Source organism: Bacillus sp. ABP14, assembly GCF_001831375.1.
GTDB lineage: Bacteria > Bacillota > Bacilli > Bacillales > Bacillaceae_G > Bacillus_A > Bacillus_A paranthracis.
The window spans coordinates 2,369,386-2,396,309 of record NZ_CP017016.1 but is presented as its reverse complement, the minus strand read 5'-3'; the positions used below and the strand labels follow the sequence as shown (position 1 = coordinate 2,396,309).

The 26,924-nt window shown below is 33.8% G+C and carries 27 protein-coding genes and 2 pseudogenes; 4 read left to right on the top strand and 25 right to left on the bottom strand.

Annotation, left to right across the window (positions count from 1 at the left end; all coding sequences use genetic code 11):
- Positions 1–61: 61 nt before the first annotated feature.
- The 9 genes and pseudogenes from BGI23_RS12405 to yqeK form a co-directional block, all read right to left on the bottom strand.
- A complete protein-coding gene (locus BGI23_RS12405) occupies positions 62–2,743 on the bottom strand; it encodes an immunoglobulin-like domain-containing protein (RefSeq protein ID WP_070806081.1) in 2,682 nt (893 codons plus the stop codon).
- A gap of 205 nt (positions 2,744–2,948) precedes the next feature.
- On the bottom strand, positions 2,949–3,323 hold the full coding sequence (locus BGI23_RS12400) for a hypothetical protein (protein ID WP_070806080.1): 375 nt from the start codon (positions 3,321–3,323) through the stop codon (positions 2,949–2,951).
- Between the two features lie 108 nt (positions 3,324–3,431).
- Positions 3,432–4,280: a GNAT family N-acetyltransferase gene (locus tag BGI23_RS12395; protein ID WP_070806079.1), complete on the bottom strand. Its 849-nt coding sequence runs from the start codon at positions 4,278–4,280 to the stop codon at positions 3,432–3,434.
- Between the two features lie 102 nt (positions 4,281–4,382).
- The gene (locus BGI23_RS12390; RefSeq protein WP_070806078.1) at positions 4,383–5,018 is read right to left on the bottom strand and encodes an SDR family oxidoreductase; all 636 of its coding nucleotides are present in this window, start codon (positions 5,016–5,018) and stop codon (positions 4,383–4,385) included.
- A gap of 15 nt (positions 5,019–5,033) precedes the next feature.
- Positions 5,034–5,771, bottom strand: a complete 738-nt coding sequence (gene mtnN, locus BGI23_RS12385) for a 5'-methylthioadenosine/S-adenosylhomocysteine nucleosidase (RefSeq protein WP_157441059.1) — start codon at positions 5,769–5,771, stop codon at positions 5,034–5,036.
- A pseudogene (locus tag BGI23_RS12380) lies at positions 5,771–5,941 on the bottom strand (DUF3885 domain-containing protein); the annotation flags it as partial. The pseudogene BGI23_RS12380 and the gene mtnN, both read right to left, overlap by 1 nt.
- Before the next feature lie 288 nt (positions 5,942–6,229).
- On the bottom strand, positions 6,230–7,585 hold the full coding sequence (locus BGI23_RS12375; RefSeq protein WP_070806076.1) for an RNA-guided endonuclease TnpB family protein: 1,356 nt from the start codon (positions 7,583–7,585) through the stop codon (positions 6,230–6,232).
- A 248-nt stretch (positions 7,586–7,833) separates the two neighbouring features.
- A complete protein-coding gene (locus BGI23_RS12370) occupies positions 7,834–8,406 on the bottom strand; it encodes a DUF3885 domain-containing protein (protein ID WP_255369086.1) in 573 nt (190 codons plus the stop codon).
- Between the two features lie 13 nt (positions 8,407–8,419).
- Positions 8,420–9,028 (bottom strand): bis(5'-nucleosyl)-tetraphosphatase (symmetrical) YqeK, encoded by a 609-nt coding sequence (gene yqeK / locus BGI23_RS12365; protein WP_000965882.1) that lies wholly within the window; start codon positions 9,026–9,028, stop codon positions 8,420–8,422.
- Between the two features lie 192 nt (positions 9,029–9,220).
- Between yqeK and BGI23_RS12360 the strand changes: the two genes are divergently transcribed.
- The 3 genes from BGI23_RS12360 (at position 9,221) to BGI23_RS12350 (ending at position 12,261) form a co-directional block, all read left to right on the top strand.
- The gene (locus BGI23_RS12360; protein WP_001038815.1) at positions 9,221–9,916 is read left to right on the top strand and encodes a response regulator transcription factor; all 696 of its coding nucleotides are present in this window, start codon (positions 9,221–9,223) and stop codon (positions 9,914–9,916) included.
- On the top strand, positions 9,906–11,063 hold the full coding sequence (locus BGI23_RS12355; protein ID WP_070806075.1) for a sensor histidine kinase: 1,158 nt from the start codon (positions 9,906–9,908) through the stop codon (positions 11,061–11,063). The genes BGI23_RS12360 and BGI23_RS12355 overlap by 11 nt, the downstream gene beginning before the upstream one ends.
- A 181-nt stretch (positions 11,064–11,244) precedes the next feature.
- Complete coding sequence (locus BGI23_RS12350) at positions 11,245–12,261, top strand: D-alanyl-D-alanine carboxypeptidase family protein (RefSeq protein ID WP_070806074.1); 1,017 nt, start codon at positions 11,245–11,247, stop codon at positions 12,259–12,261.
- A gap of 88 nt (positions 12,262–12,349) precedes the next feature.
- Here the strand turns inward: BGI23_RS12350 and BGI23_RS12345 are convergent.
- The 12 genes and pseudogenes from BGI23_RS12345 to BGI23_RS12290 all read right to left on the bottom strand — a co-directional run.
- A pseudogene (locus BGI23_RS12345) lies at positions 12,350–12,436 on the bottom strand (alpha/beta hydrolase); the annotation flags it as partial.
- Positions 12,429–12,989: a nucleoside/nucleotide kinase family protein gene (locus BGI23_RS12340; protein WP_070807303.1), complete on the bottom strand. Its 561-nt coding sequence runs from the start codon at positions 12,987–12,989 to the stop codon at positions 12,429–12,431. The gene BGI23_RS12340 and the pseudogene BGI23_RS12345, both read right to left, overlap by 8 nt.
- Positions 12,990–13,040: 51 nt before the next feature.
- Positions 13,041–13,580, bottom strand: a complete 540-nt coding sequence (locus BGI23_RS12335) for a GNAT family N-acetyltransferase (protein WP_041184109.1) — start codon at positions 13,578–13,580, stop codon at positions 13,041–13,043.
- Between the two features lie 120 nt (positions 13,581–13,700).
- Positions 13,701–14,015 (bottom strand): exosporium protein ExsK, encoded by a 315-nt coding sequence (gene exsK, locus BGI23_RS12330; RefSeq protein ID WP_000542330.1) that lies wholly within the window; start codon positions 14,013–14,015, stop codon positions 13,701–13,703.
- A gap of 170 nt (positions 14,016–14,185) precedes the next feature.
- Positions 14,186–16,126, bottom strand: a complete 1,941-nt coding sequence (locus BGI23_RS12325; protein ID WP_000806466.1) for an AMP-binding protein — start codon at positions 16,124–16,126, stop codon at positions 14,186–14,188.
- Positions 16,127–16,175: 49 nt separating this feature from the next.
- Positions 16,176–17,717, bottom strand: coding sequence for an acyl-CoA carboxylase subunit beta (locus BGI23_RS12320; RefSeq protein ID WP_044792430.1), 1,542 nt, complete (start codon positions 17,715–17,717; stop codon positions 16,176–16,178).
- A 2-nt stretch (positions 17,718–17,719) separates the two neighbouring features.
- The gene (locus BGI23_RS12315; RefSeq protein ID WP_070806072.1) at positions 17,720–18,508 is read right to left on the bottom strand and encodes an enoyl-CoA hydratase; all 789 of its coding nucleotides are present in this window, start codon (positions 18,506–18,508) and stop codon (positions 17,720–17,722) included.
- A gap of 4 nt (positions 18,509–18,512) precedes the next feature.
- Positions 18,513–19,424: a hydroxymethylglutaryl-CoA lyase gene (mvaB, locus tag BGI23_RS12310; protein ID WP_070806071.1), complete on the bottom strand. Its 912-nt coding sequence runs from the start codon at positions 19,422–19,424 to the stop codon at positions 18,513–18,515.
- A 21-nt stretch (positions 19,425–19,445) separates the two neighbouring features.
- Entirely contained in the window at positions 19,446–19,661 is a 216-nt protein-coding gene (locus BGI23_RS12305) for an acetyl-CoA carboxylase biotin carboxyl carrier protein subunit (RefSeq protein ID WP_001985297.1), read from the bottom strand.
- A 26-nt stretch (positions 19,662–19,687) separates the two neighbouring features.
- The gene (locus BGI23_RS12300; RefSeq protein WP_070806070.1) at positions 19,688–21,025 is read right to left on the bottom strand and encodes an acetyl-CoA carboxylase biotin carboxylase subunit; all 1,338 of its coding nucleotides are present in this window, start codon (positions 21,023–21,025) and stop codon (positions 19,688–19,690) included.
- Positions 21,026–21,040: 15 nt separating this feature from the next.
- A complete protein-coding gene (locus BGI23_RS12295; RefSeq protein ID WP_000397274.1) occupies positions 21,041–22,186 on the bottom strand; it encodes an acyl-CoA dehydrogenase in 1,146 nt (381 codons plus the stop codon).
- Between the two features lie 216 nt (positions 22,187–22,402).
- Entirely contained in the window at positions 22,403–23,371 is a 969-nt protein-coding gene (locus BGI23_RS12290) for a YbgA family protein (protein WP_001248615.1), read from the bottom strand.
- Positions 23,372–23,603: 232 nt separating this feature from the next.
- Here BGI23_RS12290 and BGI23_RS12285 point away from each other — a divergent pair, with 232 nt between their 5' ends.
- The gene (locus BGI23_RS12285) at positions 23,604–23,903 is read left to right on the top strand and encodes a WGxxGxxG family protein (protein ID WP_000728154.1); all 300 of its coding nucleotides are present in this window, start codon (positions 23,604–23,606) and stop codon (positions 23,901–23,903) included.
- A gap of 121 nt (positions 23,904–24,024) precedes the next feature.
- On the opposite strand, the gene BGI23_RS12280 is transcribed toward BGI23_RS12285, so the two are convergent.
- The 4 genes from BGI23_RS12280 to BGI23_RS12265 all read right to left on the bottom strand — a co-directional run bounded on the left by BGI23_RS12280 (position 24,025) and on the right by BGI23_RS12265 (position 26,881).
- Positions 24,025–24,678 (bottom strand): TetR/AcrR family transcriptional regulator, encoded by a 654-nt coding sequence (locus BGI23_RS12280; protein ID WP_070806069.1) that lies wholly within the window; start codon positions 24,676–24,678, stop codon positions 24,025–24,027.
- A 24-nt stretch (positions 24,679–24,702) separates the two neighbouring features.
- A complete protein-coding gene (locus BGI23_RS12275) occupies positions 24,703–25,722 on the bottom strand; it encodes an ABC transporter permease (protein WP_070806068.1) in 1,020 nt (339 codons plus the stop codon).
- Positions 25,719–26,444, bottom strand: coding sequence for an ABC transporter ATP-binding protein (locus BGI23_RS12270; RefSeq protein WP_000812703.1), 726 nt, complete (start codon positions 26,442–26,444; stop codon positions 25,719–25,721). Before BGI23_RS12270 ends, BGI23_RS12275 begins: the two co-directional genes overlap by 4 nt.
- 185 nt (positions 26,445–26,629) lie before the next feature.
- Positions 26,630–26,881 carry a hypothetical protein gene (locus BGI23_RS12265; RefSeq protein ID WP_000548624.1) on the bottom strand — a complete coding sequence of 84 codons (252 nt, stop codon included), beginning with the start codon at positions 26,879–26,881 and terminating at the stop codon, positions 26,630–26,632.
- Positions 26,882–26,924: the final 43 nt, after the last annotated feature.

The following is a 26,924-nucleotide window of genomic DNA, read 5'->3' as shown; positions in this document are numbered from 1 at the left end:
ATTTTCTACTTTATTTCTTTTGGATAATGAACTCTTTTCATCCAACAAATAATCCCTACTATTATTTTTGTATCTTTCTAAATTTGCGAACGAAGGTGAGTACTGTACCAGCAATAACCAGCCATATGCCCATTGCTGCACTGTTAGTTGTACTTGCACCCGTATGAGGAAGCTCTCTATCTGTAGATTCTTTTTTATCGGAGTTACTGTTGTTCTGCATATTACTGTTATTAGTGTTATTAACAAGACCATTATCTTTGCTAGTGTCTTTATCTTTCACAAATATTTTTTGTATTGTTTTTACCTCATTACCTGCAGAATCTCTGACACTATATATTATTTCGAGTGTACCAGGTTTAGAGGTATCTATAGTTCCTTCATACGCTACTTTAGAGGTAAGGTCACCATCCTCTTTATCAGTAGCTGATACTCCTACCATTGGGTCAAATTTTTCTCCCTTAGTGATTGTAGTTGTAGCAGGTACTTTTAGTATTGGTAATTCATTTTCAACTTCTTCTCTAACTTTGACCGTTACAGTTTGTTTCGCAGTTACTTCATGGCCTTGAGAATCTGTCACTGTGTACGTTACTACGTAAGTACCGGCTTTAGAGGTATCTACTTCACCCTCAACTTTTACTTTAGAAGTAAGATCGCCGTCTTCTTTATCAATAGCTTTTACTTTTACCATTGGATCGAATGAATCTCCTACAGTAATTGTCGCTGCAACAGGAACTGTTAATGTAGGGTTTAAATCTGATGTTTCTCCATTTCCCTCTACAATTACAGTCTGTGTTGCCGTTGCTTTCCCACCTTGAGAATCAACAACAGAGTAATCCACAATGTATTTGCCTGGTTTAGAAGTATTTACATCACCTTTATGTTCTACTCGATTTGTTAAATCACCATCTTCTTTATCAATAGCTTTTATATTGCTCATTGGATCAAATTTATCACCGACACGTAGTGTAATTGTTGGTGGTACTGTTAACTCTGGGACTTGATTTGCCTCAGTTTTTTCATTTTCTTTCACTGTTCCTTTAATTTTCGCTGCATCAAATGCTTTTTGAACCGCTTCAACCTCAATTGAATTCGCACCATATTTGTTCGTTGCAACTTTAAGACACGCTAATCTTAATTCAGAGAAATTAGAAGTCATATTCAATTCATCAGTATTTGCATAATAGAAAATATCAAACATTTTATCTTCACCAATACCATTTACAGTTACATCGTTTTGAGTGCCACCTTGTGCAATTAAATACGCGACTTTATTTATAATACTTGAGTTAAAATGAACGCCCTTATTATCTTCTCCGTTTAAATCACTAAATTTACTATAATCATCTGGATATGGTACTCCATCAAAAAATTTGACTGAAGATGGATTTTTCATATTACGGAGAACGGATCCACTTTGTTCTCCTATTGTCCAATTAAATTCCCCATTATTTATATATTTTTCAATAGCCGTTCCCATAATATCAGATAATGCTTCATTAATTGCCCCCGATTCCCCAAAGAATTCAAGATTAGATTCGCTAGATGTAACCGCATGTGTAAATTCATGCCCCGCTATGTCAAACGCTCTAACCATTGGATCACCATATATAAGCATACTAACATTGTTAATATTAGCACTAAATGCATTTGCCCAATTTTTAGGATCATTTGTTTCTCCAGAATCCCATGCATGTACAACTGAAACTACTTTTTTCCCTTTATTATCAAAACTATTACGCTTATATTTGTCTTTATAAAAATCATATACGTTTGTTGCTAAGAAATGAGCACTTACCGCTTTTGGATCATTAAATGTTGTTGATGTGCTAATTGCTAATATACCAGGATAATATTTATCTTCAAAAGTAATATCCCTATAATTTACATCGTACGTTTCAATTCCTTGCCCCCTTGTGTAATCAGCAAGCGCATATTTCCCGTTACTTTGTTCAGAAATACCGAATGTACGAGTTATACCTAAATCATCTTTTCCAGTTCCGGTTAATGATTTAAAATTGCTTTTTTTACTCTCCTGAATAGCTTCAACATGCTCTTCACTTACTTTTAAATCTGACTCTTGCACCATATTTTTCAACATATCACCATTATTAGCATTCACTAAATAAGTTCCAGATACATAGTTTGGTGTTGCAGCAGCAAATGTAACTTGATATGCATTGCTAGCCTGGCCATTATCTTCATTTACAAAAATAACTTCCTTGACTTCTGGATCAGAAATAAATTTAATATCGTTCCCGTACTTCGTATAAATAACTTGTTTTGCATCTTCTTTTGATAAATTAATTGGATTCTTTAAATTTTCTTGTGTTAAATTTTGTGCACTTTCTCCTGAAACACTTTTAATAATACCCTTTTTATCTACATGAGCAGTCAATTGGTGTCCGTATACTTCTTTACCTTCATATATTTGTTGCATACGCACGAGTGTAGTCCCATCATAAGAACCACGTTTTTGAACAACTTCGTAATTTACCCCTTCGTCTCCACTCACTTGTTTTGGAGACAAAGCATGCTCCGTCTTTTCCTTAAGTGCATCTTTCACTACATTCTCAGGCGTCTTTTGTGATGGTTGTGTAAGTTCACCTGTACGGAACGAATCCTCTTGAATTTCAACTTGCATTTGACCCTTTTCCTCTGCATAACCTACTCCATATGGTGTCACAGTTGTTAAGGCCAATCCTGTTGTTAAAGCAACTATAGCTATTTCTTTTTTATTATTCATGTTATTTTCCTCGTATTATTTTCTAAAATATGAAACTACTTAAATGTATTTCTATCAAAAATAGAAAAATAAAATTACAACACTTTACGCAAAACCGTATTATAAAAAGATGACTTCTGTAACCAACAAAAGTCATCCATTCAATATGTAATATCCCTAATATATTTTTAATGCATAGTTTCTATATAAAAAGAAAAAACATTCTTTAACGAGCATTTTGCATTACTTTTATTAGGTCATTTATATTTTCAACTTTCTGCTGAAACTGATCAAAACTACTATGTAGTAATAAAGGATTTTTATCTTCAGTTGAAATAACTAGTTTTAATTCCTGTTCTAATTTATCATATGTATGAAAGAAATTATCAAATTCTACACTTATGAGTTCTTCATTTTCACGATAAAATCTTTTTGCTTCTAAATAAGTCATATATGATTTATTTAGAAATCCTAATGAAATTAAATATTTAGAAGTGTTTTCTTGATAAATAGCAATATCACATGCTATTTTAATATCAGAATAAGTCTTTTGAACGAAACAATGCAATTCAAAAATCTTAACTTTTAATCCATTATTCATTCCATCCCCTCCCATCCTATCTATTCTACAAAAAAATAGAATATTATACAAAGTAAAATATCAATATAGTACAAAAATAAAAAGCGAAAGAATAACTCCTTCCACTTTTTACAGCAATACATACATTTCATATTGTGCTAACGAATTCTTTTCAAATCCAGTTTTCTTTAAAAATCCTTCTAGTAAATTGTTGTTTGGAAACCCAATTGATAAACTTGATACATTTAAGTTTTCTCTTGCCAGTTGTAATAATCTTGATCCAATACCATGATTTCTATAGTCTTTGTCTACAAAAAGAAAACTAATTTTACCTTGCTCATTTACACATATAGAACCCTTTAAATCATTATCGACATATGCCCCGTAAAATGTATTATTTGTTTTTTCGATATAATCCATATCATTTTGCCAATTTATATGGAAGTGCAACCATTTCTGAATTTCAAGTTTAAACGATGAAAAATCTAATTGTTTCACTTCAATTCCCTTACACTCTTTATTTATTATTTTAGTCATATCTTTTAAATTATAATAAGATAGATCGTACACTTTTTCATAGCCTAGTTTCTTATAAAAATGAATCGCTCGATCGTTTCCTACAATGACTTCAAGGAAAAGTTGCTTACACTCATTTTGAAGTGCCTCTTCTTTATGCAGTTCAAATAACTTTTGACTCACACCCATACCACGGTAATTAGGATGAACAGCTAATGTTCCACAGCGCATTGTTTTTATGTTTTCGTAATCCTTTATCCCGCCAAGTATTACACCAACAGATTTGTTATCGTCTAAAACAACAAAGGAATGTTTTAGTGAATTCCCTTCAGCTCCAAAAAATCTTTTTATAAAATCTTCTTTTGAAACTTCCATTTTAATAATGTAATCTGAAAAACCATCTCTAAAAGCTTCATATACTACATCTATACTTACTTCACTGCATCTTTTGTATTGAATCATATAAAATTATCCCCCACTTACTCGTGTTAAACTTAACATTCAAATACATAAAATGTACTAGTTCCACTCTACCCATCATTCTTTAATTTTTAATTCTACCATTTAATTTGAAATAAACGGGCACTTCCTTACATATCTGTCACTATTAATTTGTTTTATAACAAATGGTGCTATATCCCCATTTTGTATTTTGATTCCTGGCATATCAACTAAACTCTCTTTTATATTTCCATTACCATTTCCCTCTATAACAAATGGTAATCTAACAATTGTCCAATCTACTTCACTACTTTGGATAATTTGTAATTCTCTATATTTATTTTGCATCATTTTTGATAAAAAAACTTTAAATAAGGTAGCCCCTATCTTATTTACAATTCCCTTTTGATCTCCTGTAACATTTAAAGAACCTCCAGAAATTACAATATATCTTTTTATTTCAAATTCTTTCATTGCTTCTAAAATATGCTTCGTTACTGTGCTAAAAATATAAGATTCATTTTTGGGTTGACCTACTGCATTAATTACAGCTCGACACCCTTTAAGTAATTTGCGTATTGAAGCAAAATCACGTGCATCTCCATTAATAATCTCTAAATTTTCATTTGTTATTTTGATATTATTAGAATTTCTTGTTAATATTTTTACTTGATACCCCTTATCTAGTGCTTCTTTTACAAGGAATTTCCCGGCTTTTCCGTTTGCACCCAAAATAGCTATTTTATTTGTACTTTCCAATATTAACCCCTCTTACTATCTATTATTTACTACAGTAATCTCATATACACGTAAAAAAGCAATTAAATGCTCACACGCTCGTTCACACGCTAACATTTTAAAAATTTTTTGTTCCTCTTTCGTTTTATCATTTGCTTGATCTGAAGCAGCTTTTAAACATAAAAAAGGCTTCTTATTGATTTGACATACATAAGCAAAAGCTGCGACCTCTTGATCAACCGCCAATGCTCCATATACAGTATGGAGTAAATATCTCATTTCTGAACTACGGATACGTTGATCTCCAGATAAAAATGTACCGAAATGAATCGGATCATAAGATCGTATTTTTTTTATTCTTCTTACAAGCGATTTTGTTGTTTCGATAGGTGCTGTTCTACCATTATATAAGTTAAAAACATCTTCACCCGAACCAGCAGCAGTGACATCGTGTTGTATTGCGCTCAGTGCCACTACAATATGACCATTTTTCACCTTATGTGATAAACTCCCGCATATCCCTGTCATAAACAACTCATCCGGCTGAAACTCACTAATTAATAATTGTACACAACTAGCACAGCTTACTTTGCCAACTCCAGTTACAACGGAGATAACTTCCAAATTGTTCATATAATGAAAATGAAATTCCCAAGCTGCTCGTTTTTCAATACGTTCACTTGGATAATATTGATGTAAATACGTGAGTTCTGGTTCCCATGCAGATACGATTGCAATACGTTTCATAACACGCTTCACTTCCCCTATTGTTATCATGTAAATACTTTATCTATACTTTCTCGTTCATAATCTGGAATCCAATCTTTATATTTCTCATATAAATTTCGTATTGTTTCTTTATTCTTCGCAATTACTTCACATCCTCTATCATCATAAATAAACATGATAATATCTTTTGTTGCATTAATAAGAAATACATCTGGGTCAACTACCCCCACTGAAATGAATCGTTTCAGTGGGGGCTTGAGTTCGAACGCTAGGTCTTTTCGTCTATCGCTAGACAGTTTGACGCTCTAGCATTCATGCCACCTTACGGTAACACCCCAAGTATGTTTTTGGTTGGTACTGGCAACGAAAGATTGTTTTCCCACTTGCACCACCCTTTCGAAAAAGAGCAGTTCTTCCTTATGAAAGAAGCCACCACTCAGATGACTCCGGCGTGTACTACAAGCCCCGACAAGTCGAGTACACATGGATGGTTGACGCACCCACTAAGCTATGCGCGTGGCAACAGCCTTACGTTTTTGCACTTCTAATAGAATCGGCGTTTTCACTTTCAGACTTTCCTCCAATTCTACAACTTTTGATTTTTTCAAGGTATTCAGCGCACCATTAATATCAGCATGGATACATGTTCCTGCTTTACTTTGGTACAGACCACGAGTCATTCGTTTGCCACTAAAGCGATAATACGTCTTATCATCCTTCGTCCAAACTGGAACCAAATCTTTATCAAGAAAACTAGCTTTAGAGGTATAGCTTTCTTCTTGTTTCAAAAATCGGATGCCTTCTTTTTTGCATTTATTCTCAATTGCTGCAATCAGTTTATGAAATGGGATTTGAACAAATTTTTGATTATTCTTTTTTCCCATATCAGATTTTTGTTTCCAACCAGCGTTATATCCTACTACAACCGTGTCTATGCCAAATGCTTTCACTTTTTTGAACACCAGACCTACCGTTTGTGAAATGTAACCATTTATTTGTCGTTCTCGGTTATGCCAAAGTGCAGCCATTCTATTCGTTACAACTCGTTTTGAAATTCCGTTTTCAATATTTTTCTGCTGGAGATTACGTATCATTTTGTTGAAGTACTGATTAATAGATTTTAGTTTTTTTCCATCAATTAAGAAAGTATCACCTGTATTCGTTACGCAACTTACTAATCTATCTACACCTAAATCGCAACTCAAAGCGTTACTCGTAGTCGTGGGTGATTTCTTCATTTGAGAAACGTGCATCTCATATGTGTAATGCACCTCAAAGAACCGACCTTTTTGCTTCGGTACAATCTCAATGTAGGAGATTTTTTTATGTCGTAAGTTTTTCGGCATACGTATTTTAATGGAACCGAATTTTTGCCTGAATGCAACACTCATCGGAATCATCCAAAACCCGTTCTCATCCACTTTTGGAACTTGATAGATTTCAATGATTCGTTTGTCAGTGGAACGAGAATAATTCGGAAACTTAGGGCGACCTGTAAACTTCTCAGGATGTTTCTTCCACTGTTCCAAGGCTTTAAAAAAGCTCTTTACTTCTGCATACAAGGCTCTACGAATGGCTTGAACAGAGTTTGATTGCATGCCCCAGTAGTTCATATCGGCTTGCATGGCAGTGTCCACTTCTTTTACAGTAGCCATCCTGTTATTATTCAGGTAACTTTGTTTCATCGTATACAATCCAACATTTCGCAACGCTTTTGAACTATGTGACATGCGTTGCAGTAAGCGAAATTCTTTTGCGGTAAGACAAGCTCGTCCGATATTTTGTTTCTGCGTGAATCGTTGCATGTTTTCTCTTTTCTTTTGTTTCCGTAATACTTTCACTGCTTTCTTTTTAACCATTGTTTTCACCACCTTTCTCAGAGAGTTCATTAAAATTATTTCTTTCCTAAGATAATATTTGAAACGAAACGGAACAAAATGTGAATATAGTCTTCATCGTAATTCCTTTTGGCTCAAGTAACCGAATGATTATGATTATGATTATTCAATTTCGTTTTCTTACGATCTATTCCCTTCTTATTTAAGGGTAGATTGTATCGTAAGACAAAAAGAAACAAAAAAGTTCAGCCTTATTGACTCACGGCAATTCATCTCCACCTGAATTGTTGGGTTTCACCCGTAACACAAATCAGATGGAGTCTTCTTGCCGAAAAGGATAAAAAATTTCTTTTATTCCGTCCAAAACGAGGATAAAGGCCCGGAAAATCTTCATGATTTGCAGCTTGAATAAGCTGTTTATACTTTATATCGCTAGCAAAACATTTTAACGAAAATTGGTATGTACAATATAAATCAGCTTCTTCATCTTCAAATAAAAAAGGTATTGTTTCTTGCCTTATATGATACTTTAATTCTCTATTATGAATAAAACGTCTATATAGATTAATTTTCTGCGGATTTTTCACATTTTCCTTTTTAAATCGATAAACATTTGTTACTAAAAAGACTTCATCTTCTTTTGAAAATATATCTTCAAATAAGTATTTATTATATGTATAAAGTTGAGTGAAGTATCCCCTATTTATAGCGTCGGTTCTTTCTACATATAGGTCTTTCCCTTTCCCAAAATGAAAATGCAAATGATTTTCCCATTGAAAGTATATATGTGGTACTAATGTAACCCCAGGAAATGTTTGATTCATATATTCTTTTAATTGCATTCTTATACCCTTTCTACTCTACAATTTCTTTTAACTGCCAATATGATTCTTCTAGCCAAGGATGTAAAACTTTCAACTTATCTTTTCTATCCCACAAATATGAAATATATGCAAAAGCAGCATGTTCTAAAGATTTTTCTAATCCTTTTTTAACTTCTGCTAAATATGGTGGCGCTCCATTTTGATCCCATTCTATTTTATCAGCAACAAATAACACTAAATCCATCTTCGTTGCATGTTTACGCAGTGTGGTATGGCAACAAATTGCATTTAAAGTCTCTTCATCATGCACTTTAAATATCTCTTTTGCGATTACTCTCGAAAGTTTTTGATGAATAATCATTGGGAATTTTCGTTCTTCTTCTAATATCTCTATTCCAAATTCTTCAGCAACTACAATCCGTACTTCATTTGGAAAAATTGCACTAATATCATGTAAATATCCCGCAATCGCTGCTTTTTCTTCATCTTCATAAAACATTTTTGCAATTTTCCTCGCCTCATTTGCTACACGAATTGAATGTTTATATGTAGGCTTCTGATTGTATTTTAATAAAAAATCTTTAATATCATTTTCTATTTTTCCAGTTGGAGAAAATGAATATATCTCCTTATATAACATAGTAAATCCTCCTTAAAACTAACTTTCAATATAATATATAATCTTAATATCCTTGTGTTTTGTATTCGTTATAAATGTTGTAATCCCTTTTTTAATACGTTACATGAAATTTTATACAGAATCATCGCTACAAGTACATAAATGTTTGATATTATAGTAATGTTAATGATTTGTAAGGAAAGGAACTACATAATGAATAAAAATATATTAATTATTGATGATGATAAAGAAATTGTTGAATTACTTGCTGTTTATTTGCGAAATGAAGGCTATAACATTTATAAAGCATATGATGGCGATGAAGCATTACAAATGATTTCTACATATGAAGTTGACCTTATGATTTTGGATATTATGATGCCAAAACGAAATGGATTAGAAGTTTGCCAAGAAGTTCGTGAAAATAATACTGTACCTATTCTTATGCTGAGTGCAAAAGCAGAAGATATGGATAAAATATTAGGACTTATGACAGGCGCTGATGATTATATGATTAAACCATTTAATCCATTAGAATTAGTAGCTAGAGTGAAAGCTTTGCTACGACGATCATCTTTCCAAAATGCCACTTCCCAAAAGAATGAAGATGGTATGATTCGCATTCGTTCTGCTGAAATACACAAACATAATCATACCGTTAAAGTAAATGGCGAATATATTAAGCTTACATCTATTGAATTTGATATTTTATATTTACTTGCGAGTAATACAGGAAGAGTATTTAGTTCTGAAGAAATATTTGAACGTGTTTGGAATGAAGATGGTTATGGTTCAAATAAAACTGTAATGGTCCACATTAGTAATTTACGGGATAAGCTTGAAACAGGAATGAATGGAGAAAAATTTATTCATACTGTTTGGGGAGTAGGCTATAAAATTGAGAAATGAAGCATTTGATATATTAAAAGATATCCCGAAATGGAAACTTATTTTTTGGCTCTTATTAGCTATTACACTCACTCCTATTACTGAATTAATTATATATCGCCTCGTTACGAGTGTAATTGAGAGTTCGCTTACGTTAAGCGAACTTGGCAAAGAATTCATTAGAATTTTTGGTTATGAAAAATATAAAGGAATAAAAGAATCTCTATGGATGATGATTGTCTCTTATTTATTTTTATTTTCTATTTTCTCATCCTACCTATACATTTTTTATCGTCATGAAAGAAAGCTTTACTATGAAACTTGTATAAAAAAAATGATAGAAGAGATTCGCTATATTGCAAATGGAAACTTCAATCATAAAGTTTCTATCGTAAACCATAATTATCTAGAAGAGTTAGCAAGCGGGGTTAATCAAATTGTTGAACAATTGAAAGTCTCGATTGATGAAGAAAGACAGGCAGAACAAGCAAAAAGTGAGCTTATTACAAATGTATCGCACGATTTACGCACTCCTCTTACCTCTATAGTTGGATACGTGAATTTAATCCACCATGATAATTATAGAGATGAAGTAGAATTACGTCATTATATACAAGTCATTTACGATAAAGTAACTCGTCTTAACGCATTAATGAATGATTTGTTTGAATATACACGTGTTCAAAATAAAGAATTAAGTTTATATTCTGTCCCTATTGATATTGTGGAGCTTCTTGGACAATTAACTGTTCAATTTCGAATACAATTTCAAGAAGCAAATATAGAATGTCGCCCTTCTTTCCCATCTCAAAAACTCATGGTATTAGCTGATGGAGACAAATTAGTTCGCGTATTTGAAAATCTAATTATTAATGCTATCGCTTACGGTAACGATGGTGATTATATTGATATTACTGCTTATGAAAGTAATAATATGATCGCAATCGATATAACCAATTACGGCCAACCTATTCCAAGTACCGATTTACCTCATATTTTTGAACGTTTTTATCGCGTTGAGAAATCGCGTTCTACAAACACTGGTGGATCTGGACTCGGATTGGCAATTGCAAAAAGTATTGTAGAGTTGCATAAAGGAACAATTGAAGTGTATAGTGATGACAAAAAAACAACATTCACTGTAAAACTACAACCATATAAATGTTAATACAGCTTAATTTTAGGTCCAATTTCTTACGATATAAGAAATTGGACCTTTTATTTTCCAGTAACATCCAAAATTTAATAATCCTTTATAATTCTTTAGAAATTCTTTACCTTTTCTTTCTTCCTAATTAAGCATTCCTTTTTACAATATTATTATCGATGTCATAATAGGAGGATCGCTTATGCAATTCTTAAAAAAATTCACAATTTTATTATTATCTTTTGTTATTACTGCACTTATCGTTTTATATTTTTATCTTTATGTAAATGGCCCAATTATTCAAGCTAAATCAGCTATTTTAATAGATGCTCATTCAGGTGAAGTTGTTTATACAAAAAATGAAGAAACTCCTATACAATCGGCTACTTTATCTAAATTAATGACTGAATATATCACACTGGAACAACTAAATGAAGGAACTATACAGTTAGATGAAGTAGTAAAAATAAGTAACGAAGTTTTCCGAGCAGAAACGAGTCCTATACAAGTAACTTCGAAAGATAAAACGACGGTTCGTGATTTACTTCATACACTGTTATTGACAGGAAATAATCGTTCCGCACTTGCTCTTGCAGAACATATCGCTGGAAACGAAGATAATTTCACACAGTTAATGAATGAAAAAGCAAAACAACTAAAGTTATCACAACCATCTCCGTTTCTAAACGCTACTGGAATGAATAACGATACAAATAAACTTTCAACTACAACAGCAATTGAAGTTGCTAAACTAGCAACACAATTAGTAACAGACTTTCCAGATGTACTGAACGTTACAAAACTAACCTCTTACCAGTTCACCTTCAAAGATACGAAAGTTTTCAACACCAATAAAATGATATATTCCCTTAATAAAAACATTAAACACCAAGGTGTTGATGGCTTACAAACTAGTTTTTCAACTAATGGTAATTATAGTTTTGTCAGTACAGCAAAACGAGGAGATACTAGACTTATTTCAGTAATATTAGACGCCGAAAATGAAAACAGTACTTTTATTGAAACAAAAAAGTTACTTCAGTACGGCTTTGATCCTTCTTCATACTCTGCACTCCAAGCATTTAAAGATGCTGTTACATCTTGGACAGTTTTGCTTCAGTTTAAAAATTTAATCATACAAACATTATTGATTTTCTTCATTATTACAATTTTAATGTTTTTACATATACGTCAGAAAAAATCCGAGGATTTCAACTAGGAAATCTTCTTATATATAAAAAACGGCTTACATTTACAGTGCAAGCCGTTTTCTAAATCTATAGTCCTCTCCCAATTAAATTCGCTGAAACTGGCTGCAACTTCTTTCCTTGAAATACTTTTGAATACATTTTAAAATCATCAACTTGTACATATCCCTCTATACATTTAACCATGGACGATCACTTCTCTCCGATAAAGTTCCTCTTCAATTTGATTAATTATTTCATCTACAGATAAAGATCCATCCAAAACAATATCTGAATTTGGCTTTACAGTATGAAGCGCCTCCAAATAGGCTTTTCTAGCATATGTTATATAATGCTTTAAATCATTATGTATTTCACTCATTGTATCTTCCTTAAAATCTCGTAAAATTCTTCTAGCCATTGCAATATCTAAAGGCGTATCGATAAATATAGTTACATCAATAAATTCTCGCATTTCACTATTTAAGTATGCAAAAGGATAATCTACAATAATATAATCTACATTACCCTCTCGTATAAGATGCTGAATATCCTTAATTAATGGTGTAAGTACCCATTCATCATAATTTGCTCCCTCATCAATCCATTTACAAATATCAGCAGGACAGTTATCAAAGTGATAACTATCAAAATATAGCGCTTTTGAATTTATTAACTTATGAGTTAATCTTTCTGTAACAGTAGTTTTGCCTCCTCCTGAAACAGCTGCAATTGTAATGATTTTCGTCTTTTTATTCATCATTTTCCCCCAATCCCCTTTTAATTAACATAACATAATTATAGAAAACAATTATATTTTAGCTCTCCATTCATATTCTAACATACTCATTTCCCATAAATTCCAATATGTTTCCCCTACTTTTTTCGACTCTCTTAGTAAACCTTCTTTTACAAATCCTATTTTTTCATAACATGAAATAGCCAATGTATTAAAATCATAAACACCAAGCGTTACTCTATGTAGTTTTAATTCATCAAATGCAATATGAAGTACTGCTTTCATCATATGCTTTCCAATAGAACGTCCTCTCATTTTCGTATCACCAACTAGTACTTTACCAATCCTTGTAGATTTATTTATATTGTCTATTTGCCCAAGTGAAACATGACCAACTACTTCTTGAGTCTCTTCATCTATTACTTTGAATGCAAGTGTATTTTCACTTTCTATATATTTTTCTAATTGTTCTTCATTTAGGGGATATGTAAATGCATTTCCTGACCACTGTATTAAAAATTCTTCGGAATCAATCCAGTTTATTAATTGTTTGAAATCGGATCGTTTAAAAGGTTCTAATTTAATCAACTTCATTCTCCTTTCATACACCATTCTATATATCCTCAAACTTATTTCTATATATAGAATATATTCTCCTTTTATACGAAATGAAAATAAAGCCATTCATAAGAATGGCTTTACAAAAAACATAGCCTAATTATGCTACGTTTCCTATGTTAACAATGGTTCAATTGCTTCAATTTTACAAACTGAAATAATTACTGTAACTACGCCAGCACTATTAGCAAGCTTTACAACATCACAAGTGACGGAAGAAACAGTTCCTGCATAATTATTAGTTCCTGTTGTAATGCGCACTGATCTGTTTACTAACTTTCTCAGCTCATCTCTAATTCCTTGTACACAGCAACAGTCACATGCCTTATTTTGCTCTTCATGTTCTTTTTTACACTCTTCAAAAACGTCCCAACAGTCATCCTGTTTACATGAACATTTCTTTCTAGAATTACTATAACGATATCCCATAATCTCACCCCCTAATCATTTCTATTAATATAGTATGTCCACTAACTTTAAAGTGTACGAGGCAAAAACATAGAAAGGAAAAAACAAACACATGTACTAAATTATCCTATATATATAAAAACTGACCTCTAACAATTTAGAGGTCAGTTCACATTATACATGCTTTAATTTTATAATTTACTAGACTGCAACCCCTGAATAAACGGAACTACCTCAGGATTTACAAGTGACGATAAATCGCCTAATTCTTTTCCTAAATAAGCGGCTTTAATGACGCGTCGCATTACTTTAGAATTACGTGTTTTCGGTAAATCCTCTACAACGTGAATATCTTTTGGACATAATGCTTTTCCAATATGAGAGTTTACTAAACTCATTAATTCTTTCTTTAATTCACCTGAGAATGTTACATTGTCTCTTAATACTACAAAACAATGACAAACTTCACCTTTTACATCATCTGGTACACCAATCGCAGCAGCTTCTATGACATCATTATGCTTCACAAGAATAGATTCATATTCAGCAGGTCCAATGCGTTTTCCAGCAATGTTTAGCGTATCATCTGAGCGTCCTGTAATAATATATTGTTCACCATCATAAACAACCCAGTCACCATGAACCCATTTATTTTCAAAACGTGACCAATATGTGTTCACATAACGCTCATCATCTTCCCAGAAACTTTTCGTCATACCAACCCAAGGTTTCTCTAAACATAATTCTCCAACTTCATCACGAATCGGATTGCCCTGATCATCGAGCACAACCGCTGCCATTCCTGGTAAAGAAGCGTTAAAGCTAATCGGTGCAATTGGTTTAATAAGGACGTTTCCGAAAATTCCACCAGAAATTTCAGTCCCGCCTGAATAGTTACAAATTGGTACATTACTTTTTCCAACCGTTTCAAATAGCCACATCCAAGGATCTGGATTCCAAGGCTCGCCTGTTGAGGCGAATACTTCTAAACTCTTAAGCGAATGTTTATTTACATACTCATCACCTTTTGCCATTAACGCACGAATTAATGTTGGTGATATACCGAGATGTGTAATTTTATATTTATCAACTGTCTCCCATAAACGATCTGCCTCTGGGAAGTCCGGAACACCTTCATACATAACCATCGTTGCTCCATTAATGAGAGAGCCAAATAGTAAAAATGGTCCCATCATCCATCCCATATCAGTTACCCATAATACACGGTCGCCTTGTTTTATATTCATCCCAAACCCTGCATCAAATGCAGCTTTCAAAGGGAAACCAGCATGAGTGTGTACTGTCCCTTTCGGTTTTCCAGTAGTACCTGATGTATAAATGAGCATTAATGGATCATCACTATGCATTTCTTCAGCATGTACAAATGGCTTTTCTTTTTCTAACGTACTCCATGAGAAATCATAATTATGTGGTGTAAAATCATTTCCTGCATGGCGAACAATAACAACTTTTTCAACAGTTGGGCAATGTTCACAAGCTTTATCTACTTCATCTTTTAATGAAACAACTTTACCTCGGCGTGAAAAACCATCTGCAGTAATAATCATTTTAGATCCTGCCGCTTGCACACGTGTCATGACTGCATCAGAGGCAAATCCTGAGAATATTGGTGAAATAATTGCTCCGATCTTCATAACTGCTAGCATCGCAACAACTGTTTCTGGAATCATCGGCATATAAATTGTGACACGGTCACCTTTTTCAATACCTGCATGTTTCAAACCGTTTGCAACGCGACTTACCCAGCTATCAAGCTCTTCATATGTAAATGATTTTGAAGTTCCATTTTCCCCTTCATACTGAAGTGCTGGTTGTGTTCTTGTTTCATCGTCTGCAAGCCAGCGTGATAAAACCGATTCTACAACATTACATGTTCCGCCATTATACCACTGTGCAAACGGCGTACCATTTTCTAAATCTAGCACTTCTGTATAAGGTTTCATCCATTGATAGCCAACTGCTTTCTCAGCTTCTCCCCAAAACCAAGCTGTTTCTTCGATTGACTTTTTATAAAACGTTTCATAATCTTCATAGCCCAATGATTTCATCCAACCATATAAACGCGTTTTTTCTTTATACTCTTCTGTTGGAAACCAAACTGCTTGTTTCAATGTTTTCCCCTCCTTGACTTTTTGAGCAAGAAAGCCCTAAATAGGGCTTTTAAACTGGATAAACCGGATGTTTACGATCCGTAAATACTTGATATTTACTCATATACATTTCGAATCGTCCTTTTAACTCTTCTCTTAAATTGTTTGGATGAACAATACCATCAATGACCATCTCTGATGCTAAATGGTAAATATCAATATCCTTCTTATACTCTTCGCGTTTTTCAGCAATGAAGCTATCACGCTCTTCTTCTGGTAAAGCTGCAATCTTATTTGCATATACAGCATTGACCGCGGCTTCTGGACCCATTACCGCAATAGAAGCTGTCGGTAATGCTAGGCAGCAATCTGGTTCAAAGGCTGGACCCGCCATCGCATATAAACCAGCACCATATGCTTTACGAACAACGATAGAAATTTTCGGTACAGTTGCTTCACTCATTGCGGAAATCATTTTTGCACCGTGACGAATAATACCAGCACGTTCTACTTTTGTACCAATCATAAATCCAGGTACATCTGCAAGGAATAATAATGGAATATGATATGCATCGCATAAATTAATAAACTTCGCTGCTTTATCAGCTGAATCGTGGAATAATACGCCGCCTTTCATTCGCGGTTGATTTGCAATAATACCAACTGGCTTACCATCAATACGTGCTAAACCTGTTATTAGTTCTTGAGCAAATAATTTTTTTACTTCATAGAAAGAACCTTCATCAATAACTCTATTAATAAGATCTTTCATATTGAAAGGAGCATTTTGATTTTCTGGAATGATTTCTTCTAACGTTTTATCGAATTGTTTCGGTTCTTGAGGTGTAACCAATGGAGTCTTTTCTAAGTAGTTATTTGGAAAATATGAAATGTATTGTCTTGCTTGTGTAATCGCATCTTCTTCTGTCTTACATAAAACATCTCCGCATCCTGATACAGAGCAATGCATACGAGCTCCGCCCATCTCTTCTAAAGTTACCTTCTCACCGATAACCATCTCAGCCATACGAGGAGATCCTAAATACATAGATGCATTTCCCTCTACCATCATTACAACGTCACAAAATGCTGGAATATAAGCACCACCAGCTGCAGAAGGTCCAAATAATAAACATACTTGAGGAACTTTACCTGATAATTTCACTTGATTATAGAAGATTCTTCCTGCACCGCGGCGCCCTGGGAACATTTCAACTTGATCAGTAATACGCGCTCCAGCAGAGTCAACTAAATAAAATAATGGAACACGTAATTTTTCTGCCGTTTCTTGAATACGTAAAATCTTTTCAACTGTACGTGCGCCCCATGATCCAGCCTTTACTGTTGAATCATTTGCCATTACGCATGCCGTACGACCATGTATTTTACCTGTTGCTGTTACAACACCATCAGCAGGTAATCCTGTTTGTTCACAATTTGCAAATAATGCATCTTCTACATATTCACCATTATCAAATAAAAGAGCTAAGCGATCTCGCACGAATAGTTTACCTTTCGCTTTGTTTTGTTCATGATATTTTGGTGCGCCACCTTGTTTAATCGTTTCAACTCGTTCTTCAAATGTATTTGATTGTTCTTTTTGATCTATCATATTTACTCCCCCTTATACATTGGTGTGCGTTTTTCCTTGAATGCCTGTAATCCTTCTAATCTATCTTTCGTATGGATTACACCTTCATACGCTTGTTTTTCCATTTGTAATCCGGTATGTAAATCAACTTGAATACCGTTTGAAATTGCTTTTTTTGCTAATCGAACGGCAATAGGACCGTTACTCGCAATTTTCTCTGCTATTTCAACGGCTTTCTCCTCAAGTAAATGCGCTGGTACAACAAATTCTACTAGACCATATTCTTTTGCTTCTTGTGCTGAAATACGTCTGCCTGTATAAATTAATTCTTTCGCTCTGCCAACACCAATTAATCTTGGTAAACGCTGCGTACCACCTGCTCCTGGTATAATTGCAAGAGTCGTTTCAGTAAGACCAAGACTTGCAGTGTCTGAAGCAATTCTAAAATCACAAGCTAAACTTAATTCCGTACCACCACCAAGTGCGATTCCATTTATAGCAGCAATAACTGGCTGTGGTAATTGTTCAACCATTTCCATAGTAGTGCGAATCATACTAACAGCATGACGAACTTGTTCTTCATTCATGCCAGCACGTTCTTTTAAATCAGCACCAGCACAAAACGCTTTTTCACCAGCACCTGTTAGAATAACTACACGAGTATTTGACTCTTCATTTATTTGAGTTAAAATGTTTTGTAACTCTTCTAATAAAGCTAAAGATAATGAGTTGGCTTGTCTTTCACGATCTAAGGAAATCTTTACAACGTGAGGTGTTACATAATCAACTGAAATGTTTTGTAATTGTAGCATCTTCTCACCTACTTATCGTTTTATGTTGAAGCGCTCTATACACATGACTCGGTAATTGGATATTTAATTTACTCTGAATAAATTGACTCGCTCTCAATAACTTCTCTTCATCAATATTCGTTTGGACACCTAACTTATGGAGCATATGAACTAAGTCATCAGTTGCAACATTACCTGATGCTCCTGGTGCATATGGACATCCCCCAAGGCCACCACAAGAACTATCAAATGTTGTAATACCATATTCTAAAGACTTTACTACATTCGCAAGAGCCATTCCGTACGTATTATGGAAGTGCATTGCAAACTGCGAAGCATCATATTTCTTTAATAAATGCTCTAAAACTTGCTCTACTTGTAGTGGATTTGCTACTCCGATTGTGTCGCCAAGAGATACTTCATAAATGCCGTATGAAAATAGTTGATTACATAATTCTTCAACTGCTATGGCACTTATATCCCCTTCATAAGGACATCCAAATACAGTAGAAACATAGCCTCTTACTTTTTTCCCTTCGAATAATGCCTGTTTTGTTATATCTTCAATTACAACTAATGCTTCTTTAATTGATTTATTAATATTACTTTTATTATGAGATTCACTTGCTGATAAAAAAACATTCACCTCATCTACATTTTGCAAAAAAGCTCGTTCCAAACCATTTTGATTTGGAACAAGCGCTGCATATGTAACATTGGGATCCCTTTTCAGCTCAGAAAACACATCATTTGCATCTGCTAATGCAGGGACCCATTTAGGGTGAACGAATGAGGAAACTTCAACGTACGATAATCCAGCCTCTGTAAGTAGTTGAATCCATTTTACTTTATCTTTTGTGCCAACAATCTTTTTTTCATTTTGTAAGCCATCACGTGGCCCGACTTCTTTAATGACAGCAAAATTAGGTAGTTTCAATTCGCTTCCCCCTATATCTCCCTATTCAATTTCTAGTAATACATCTCCTTCATTTACAAAATCGCCTTCTTGCACATTAATTTTCATAACTGTGCCAGCTTCTTCTGAAACGATTGGAATTTCCATTTTCATAGATTCCAAAATGACGACATCTTGCTCTTCCTCTACTGTATCTCCTACTCCTACAACAATCTTCCATACATTTCCTGCCATCGATGCATATACTTTCGTCATCATTTTTTCCCCCTTAGTATTGTTAAATCTTATTTTTTAACAAGTTGTTTCGTTACAAAACCCGTTGTATAAATACCACTTTTGAACACATCATCTTCCAATACTTGAAGCAGCATTGGCGTGTTCGTTTTAATACCTTCTACTTTTAATTCTTCTAGAGCATCATGTAATTTCGAAATTGCTTCTTCACGCGTTTCACCATGAGCAATGACTTTCGCAATCATTGGATCATAGAAAGGTGTAATCGTTACTTGATTCTCCAAAAAGTGATCGATACGTACATTTGTTGGAAGCGTTAAATTTGTAATTTTCCCAGGTGATGGGAAGAAAGTTTTCGGATCTTCTGCATAAATACGTGCCTCAATGGCATGACCACTACGTTTTACATCATCTTGTGTAAACGATAATTTTTCACCACATGCAATTAGAAGTTGTTGTTCTACAAGATCTAAGCCTGTAATTTCTTCTGTAACTGGATGCTCTACTTGTAATCTCGTATTCATCTCTAAGAAATAGAAGTTCTTCTGATCATCTACTAGAAACTCAACTGTACCAGCATTTGTATACCCTAGAGCTTTGGCAGCTTGTACAGCAACTTCACCCATCGCTTTTCGTGTACCTTCATCTAAAAATGGTGAAGGTGCTTCTTCAATTACTTTCTGATTTCGGCGCTGTACTGAACATTCACGCTCCCATAAATACACTGTGTTACCATGTGTATCTGCTAAAAGCTGAATTTCAATATGATGTGCATCTGCAATATAGCGCTCTAAATACATTTCTCCGTTACCGAAGAAGTTTTGTGCTCTCGTTTTGTTGCTTTCAAATGCTTTGGTGAGCGTTTGCTCAGTTTCCATCAACTGCATTCCAATGCCTCCGCCGCCTGCGGATGCCTTCAACATTAATGGATAACCAATCTGTTTTGCAATTTCAATTGCTTCTTCAGCAGTTTCAATATTTGTAGTAATACCCGGAACTACTGGCACATCTGCAGCTTGCATTGCAATACGTGATTCGATTTTACTTCCCATCTTCGTAATGATTTCTTCTGATGGACCGATAAATACGATTCCTTCTTCTTTACAACGAACCGGAAAAAATGGATTCTCAGATAATAATCCATACCCCGGGTGGATTGCTTCAGCATTTGTCTTCTTAGCTATTTCAATAATTTTTTCAAGGTTTAAATAGCTTTCTTGGACACGTGGCCCACCTACTAAGTAAGCTTCATTTGCCATTTTTACATGCAAGGCATTTTCATCTGCCTCAGAATAAATAGCAACAGTGCGAATGCCAAGTTTTTGGCAAGTTTTCATAATACGAACTGCGATTTCCCCACGATTCGCAATTAATATTTTTTGAAACATAGTGATTCCTCCTTTTTATCTACATCCTAAATGTCTAGCAATTACGAGACGTTGAATTTCAGAAGTTCCTTCACCAATTTCTAATAGTTTTGCATCACGAATATGTCGTTCTACTTCATATTCACGCATATAGCCATATCCACCGTGAATTTGCACTGCTTGATTTGCAATACGGCTTGCTGCTTCAGATGCGAAAAGTTTTGCCATAGCCGCTTCTTTACCGAAAGGTTTATCGTTATCTTTTAACCAAGCTGCTTTATGTACTAAATTACGCGCTAGCTCTACTTCAGTTGCCATATCAGCTAATTTAAATTGAATCGCTTGGAAATTAGAAATTGATTTTCCAAATTGTTGACGTTCTTTCGCATATTGCAGTGCACGTTCAAATGCAGATTGTGCAATACCAACAGCTAATGCTGCGATTGAAATACGTCCTCCATCAAGTGTATATAAGAATTGTTTAAACCCTTTATTTACATCACCAAGTATATTTTCTTTCGGCACACGTACACCATCAAGTACGATTTCACATGTATTAGAAGCACGTACGCCCATCTTATCGTAAGGGCTTGAAATCGTTAACCCTTCACTAGTAGTCGGTACGATAAATGCAGAAATACGTTTTCTACCATTCTCTTCAACACCGTTGACAGCGGTTACAATAATTGTATTTGCATACTCTGCATTTGTAATCCAACACTTCTCACCACTAATAACATACTCGTCTCCGTCTAATATAGCTTTCGTTTGTGTGCCACCTGCATCAGATCCAGCATTCGGCTCAGTTAATCCGAAAGCACCTAAAGTTTTGCCTGATGCCATTGGAACTAAATATTTCTGTTTTTGTTCTTCTGTACCGAAATAATAAATTGGAGAAGCACCTAATGAAATTGTTGCAGCGTAACTTAATCCTGTCCCACCACAAGCACGACCAATTTCTTCAACTGCTAACGCGTACGATACTGTATCGCCACCTGAACCTCCATACTCTTCTGGGAATGGGATGCCTAATAATCCTAGTTCGCCCATTTTTTGAAATGTTTCATATGGAAACTCTGCAGTTTTGTCATAATACACAGCTTTCGGTGCGATTTCCTTTTCAGCAAAGTCACGTACCATTTCTTTAATCATTTGTTTTTCGCGAGTTAGAGTAAATTCCATTCCGCTACACACCCCTTATCGAATATTGAGTTTCGACAGCGTGCGAGTTTCTACTACAAACATTACGAATGAAAAGACAAGAACATTAGTTAGATAATTGTTATAATTCTGTCATAATTCAATTTTAAAACAGATTCTGTACTAATGCACAAAAAAATTCCTACATTGTTCTACAACAACATAGGAGTTTTCTTGTCGAATTATGTAATTTTATGTTTAATAATCTCTACCTTTACCTGAATCTGAAATCTCTACTAAAGCTTCAGGATATGGTTCGAAATATGTTTGTCTTAATAAATACTTTTCATCAAATCGAAGAGCCCATGATTTTAAAATTGCAAGTAAGCTACTAAGCGGAATTTTCTTTTCTATATACTTTTGTATTAAATTTAAAAAATGATCTTTTTCTTGTTTTTTCAGCTTTGTTTTAAAGTATCCAAAAATATGCTCACATACATTTACATTTGATGTATAGCGGGGCGTGCGCATAAATAATTCATATAAAGTCTTCTCATAATTTTCAAATACAACTTCAATCTTTTCATTTTTGTGATTTGCAATTATACGCCCTAATTCCTTTTGTTTCACCTGATTATATGCCATAAATAAATATTTATTATCCGACTGAAACGATACAAGATCTTTCATATTTTTATTATGTTTAATCATCTTGTAATATGCGATTGTAAATAGCCTTGTAAAGAAATGCTCTCTAATAATAAAATTCGACAATCTGCCTTCCTCTTCAATAGGAAGATGCGAAAATTTTTTTATTACTGCTCCGCCAAATAAGCCTGGTCCCTTTCCTTTTGCTGGCGCTTTTTCAAAACTAGAATAAATTTTCACATCACGCGTACCACAACTTGGTGAACGATTCTTTAAAATAAAACCATCCACATCCGATATCATTTGTAAAAAGTCATTTGAAAACTGCTCCATTTTTTCAGTTACATCTTCTCGTGTTGACGGTTGCACAAGTCTATTCTCACCATTTTCTTCTACAATTCGTATCGTTTCACGAGGAGTCCCTAATCCAATCTCGACTTCTGGACAAACAGGTATAAATGTAACAAATGGCTGCAAATTTCGTATTGTTACATCCGGAATCATCTCTCCATTATAACGACAAGCATCAAACTCTAAACATTTACTTACAACAATTTTCGGTTTAGCAAATTGCCGCATTTCATTACCTCCTTTGTGCTAGTCCGTATAATATAAATTGTACTAAGATTAACATTTTAAGCAAAGTTTGGTTCATTTAATTTTATGACAAATATATATCAAATAATATATTAGCAATCATTTAACTCTATTTTCTATAAATGTGCGCTCTATAATGATGGTTTAGATACTGCAAAACGAATAATATACACATACTCTGGAGAATTTAATACGTAAGAAAGGAGGGAGCTTTATGAAGAAGAAATTATCATCTATTTTAAGTGTTTTAGCACTATCTATTATGTTTTTAGGTACATCTGCACAAGCTGAATACGATGGAACTAATATGAATAGAGTTAATAACACTGACATTTCAACTCGAGTTAATGACAATAACTTAGACAGAGTTAATAATGATGTAAGAACTCGAAATGTAAATACAACAAATGATTTAAATGATAATCGTGATAGAAATAATAATTGGGCTTGGCTCGGTTTATTAGGACTAGCAGGATTATTAGGTCTTAGAAGAAGAGACAAAGAAACACGCTGATTTAGAATGTTTTTAGTAAACAAGTACTTATTTATCAAAAATATAACAAATATAAATCGCCTTTTTAAAGGCGATTTATTATTTTACTTAAATGTAACATATGTAATTCATACTTCGACGATTAATTTCGTGGCGTTAATCCGTACAATATAAACTGAATCGTATTTTCAATTTCAGTTTTATCATCCCATTTTTCTTCAGGCAATAATAAAAACCGTGTTAATAATAAACCTAATACAGCTGATAAAGTAAGTCGTAAAACAGTAGCTGGGGGCATTTCAATAATTTCCCCTTTTTCTTGAAACTTTGCAATCAACTTTTTAAAATGTGTAAGTAACTCTGTTTCTACTAATTGTTGTATTTCATTTTTCAGTTCTGGCTGAAATGGCACTTCTTGAATTAATATTTTTATCATTGGAAAATGCTTTTTTGCAAATTCAAATCTATTATGAATCACAACTCTTAGAAGCCCTTCATATGATTCATACTCCGATTTAAATATTTCCTTTGCGAATGTTTGTACGAAAAATGGTGCAGCAAACTTCGTTAATGTCGGCATGACTACTGCTAACAATAAATCTTTTTTCGTTTTATAGTAGCGGAAGATTGTTCCTTCTGCTACACCAGCCCGTTTTGCAATTTCACTTGTTGAAGTTGAAGCATAACCTTTTTCTCCAAACATATCAACAGCCGCCTCTAATATACGCATTTGACGTTCATTTCGTTTGTCTGTATTTGTTGCGGCAATTAATTCTTCCAGCCAATCCTTCTTCATCTATAATACCCCTTTGTATCATCATTATATTTTTCGATGTTTCTTTAATGCAAATACATTCCCTACTGCAAATAATACTGAGAAAAATAGTAAAACAGTTAAATCTAATGCAATCTCTGTAAATCCTTGATTTCGAATCATCACCTGTCTCATTGCGTCAGCGCCGTATGTGAGCGGAAATAATTTCCCTAACATTTGGAGCCACTTATTCATCGATTCAATTGGAAACAAACCAGAAAAGAATATTTGTGGCACAATGACAAGCGGTATAAACTGAATCATTTGAAATTCATTATTTGCGTATGCTGATAAAAATGTCCCTAAAGTTAATGCCGTTAAAGAAAGCATACATGTAATAAGTAGCGTTAGCCATATAGAGCCAGCTACATACAAGTCTAAAATGTAAACTGAAAAACTTACGATAATAATGGATTGTATAAATGCAAAGATCCCAAAACCAATAATATATCCTACAACTATTTCCCATCTTTTAATTGGAGTTGATAATAACCTTTCTAACGTACCGCTTAAACGTTCTCTTACGAAAGACACCCCTGATAAAATAAATACAAAGAAAAATGTAAAGAAACCGATCAATACAGGGCCAAGCCCATCAAACATTGTAAAGTCTTTAGAGCCATGTAAATAATTCACTTCAGGTTTCATTATTGATATATCGTTCTTCTCTGTATTTTTTTGTAATATTTGAAGTACAGCACGATTTTTTGACGAATCACTACCTTCTAATACAATATTCATTTTTCCATTTTCTAAACGAATGACTGCATCTACCTTTTGATTTTCTAGCTCAGACATTGCCTTTTCTGTATTATATTCATAAATTGACGCTTCCTGACTTTTCATCACTTTTACTAACTGAGCGGGCATATCAACAACAGCAATATGCGGTACATAGTCCTTTTGTGTAAACACTAGCGACAATAACCAAAGTAATAACATAGGTGCCCCAAACATCATCGCTAACGAACGTTTATCTCGAAAAAATTGGCGAATAATACGAATGATTACACCGGTAACTCTCATAATTCAGCCACCTCTTCCAACAAAAAGACATCTTCAATCCTTCCTGATGATACCCGCTTTTTCAATTCTTCAGTTGTACCAGTCGCAACTAGCTTTCCTTCTCTAATTAACCCTAGGCGTTCACAAAATTCAGCTTCGTCCATAATGTGTGTTGTTACAATAATGGTAGTGCCTTTCTTTTTCAAATCATAAAATTTTTCCCAAATCGTTTTTCTAAGAAGCGGATCTATCCCCACTGTTGGCTCATCTAAAATTAATATTTCTGGTTCATGAAGGAGTGCTATTGCTAATGATAAACGCTTCTTCATCCCGCCTGAAAAATGCTGCACTTGCTTTTTCATATGTTGTGATAATTGAACAAGATCAAAAACCTTTTCAATTCTTTCTTTTTTATGCTTTCCCTTTAATCCGTACATCGTTGCCATAAAATCTGCATTTTCATATGCTGATAGTTCTTCGTATAATGCATCAGCTTGAGCCATATAACCAATTCTTTTCATTTCATTTAAATTAGGCATGTTCGTGTTGTAAACAAGCACTTCACCTTCCGTTGCTTCGTTAATACCTGCAATCAATTTAATAAGAGTCGTCTTTCCAGAACCTGAAGGCCCAACTAAACCAAATATCTCTGCTTTTTCAACTTGTAATGAAAGATTGTGTAAAACTTCTTTTTTCCCAAAACTTTTTGATACAGTCCGTAAAATAATGGCAGGTTGCTTCACATATTCTTCCCCCTTCTCTAAAATGAGTGAGTACTCACTTTTATTTTACTCTTGCGTAATTATATGTCAAACTTCATTGATTAGTATGTATTTTCACTCGACGATATTAAACAATGAAACAGAGTCGACATTAGAATTTTATTTCCTAAAGTTGACTCTGTTTCATTTAAACTATAAATTTTACTTTACGTTTTTAAATTCATATACTTCCTAATTCTAGCAACATCTAAAGAATATTCGATAACTAATTGCTGTAACGGTAATATAACTGTGTCGGGATATAAATGTGCATATTGTAATGTTTCTGCATATTTTTCTAATCTTTTTTCTAAATACTTTATAATTTGATCAGGATGAGTTACTAATAAACATTTACAATAATAATGTATTTGTTCCTCAATCGCCGTATACTCTTCAATTTCGTATTCTTTATGCATGTGTACACCCCTTTAAGTTTTTTACATGAATTACTTATCACAA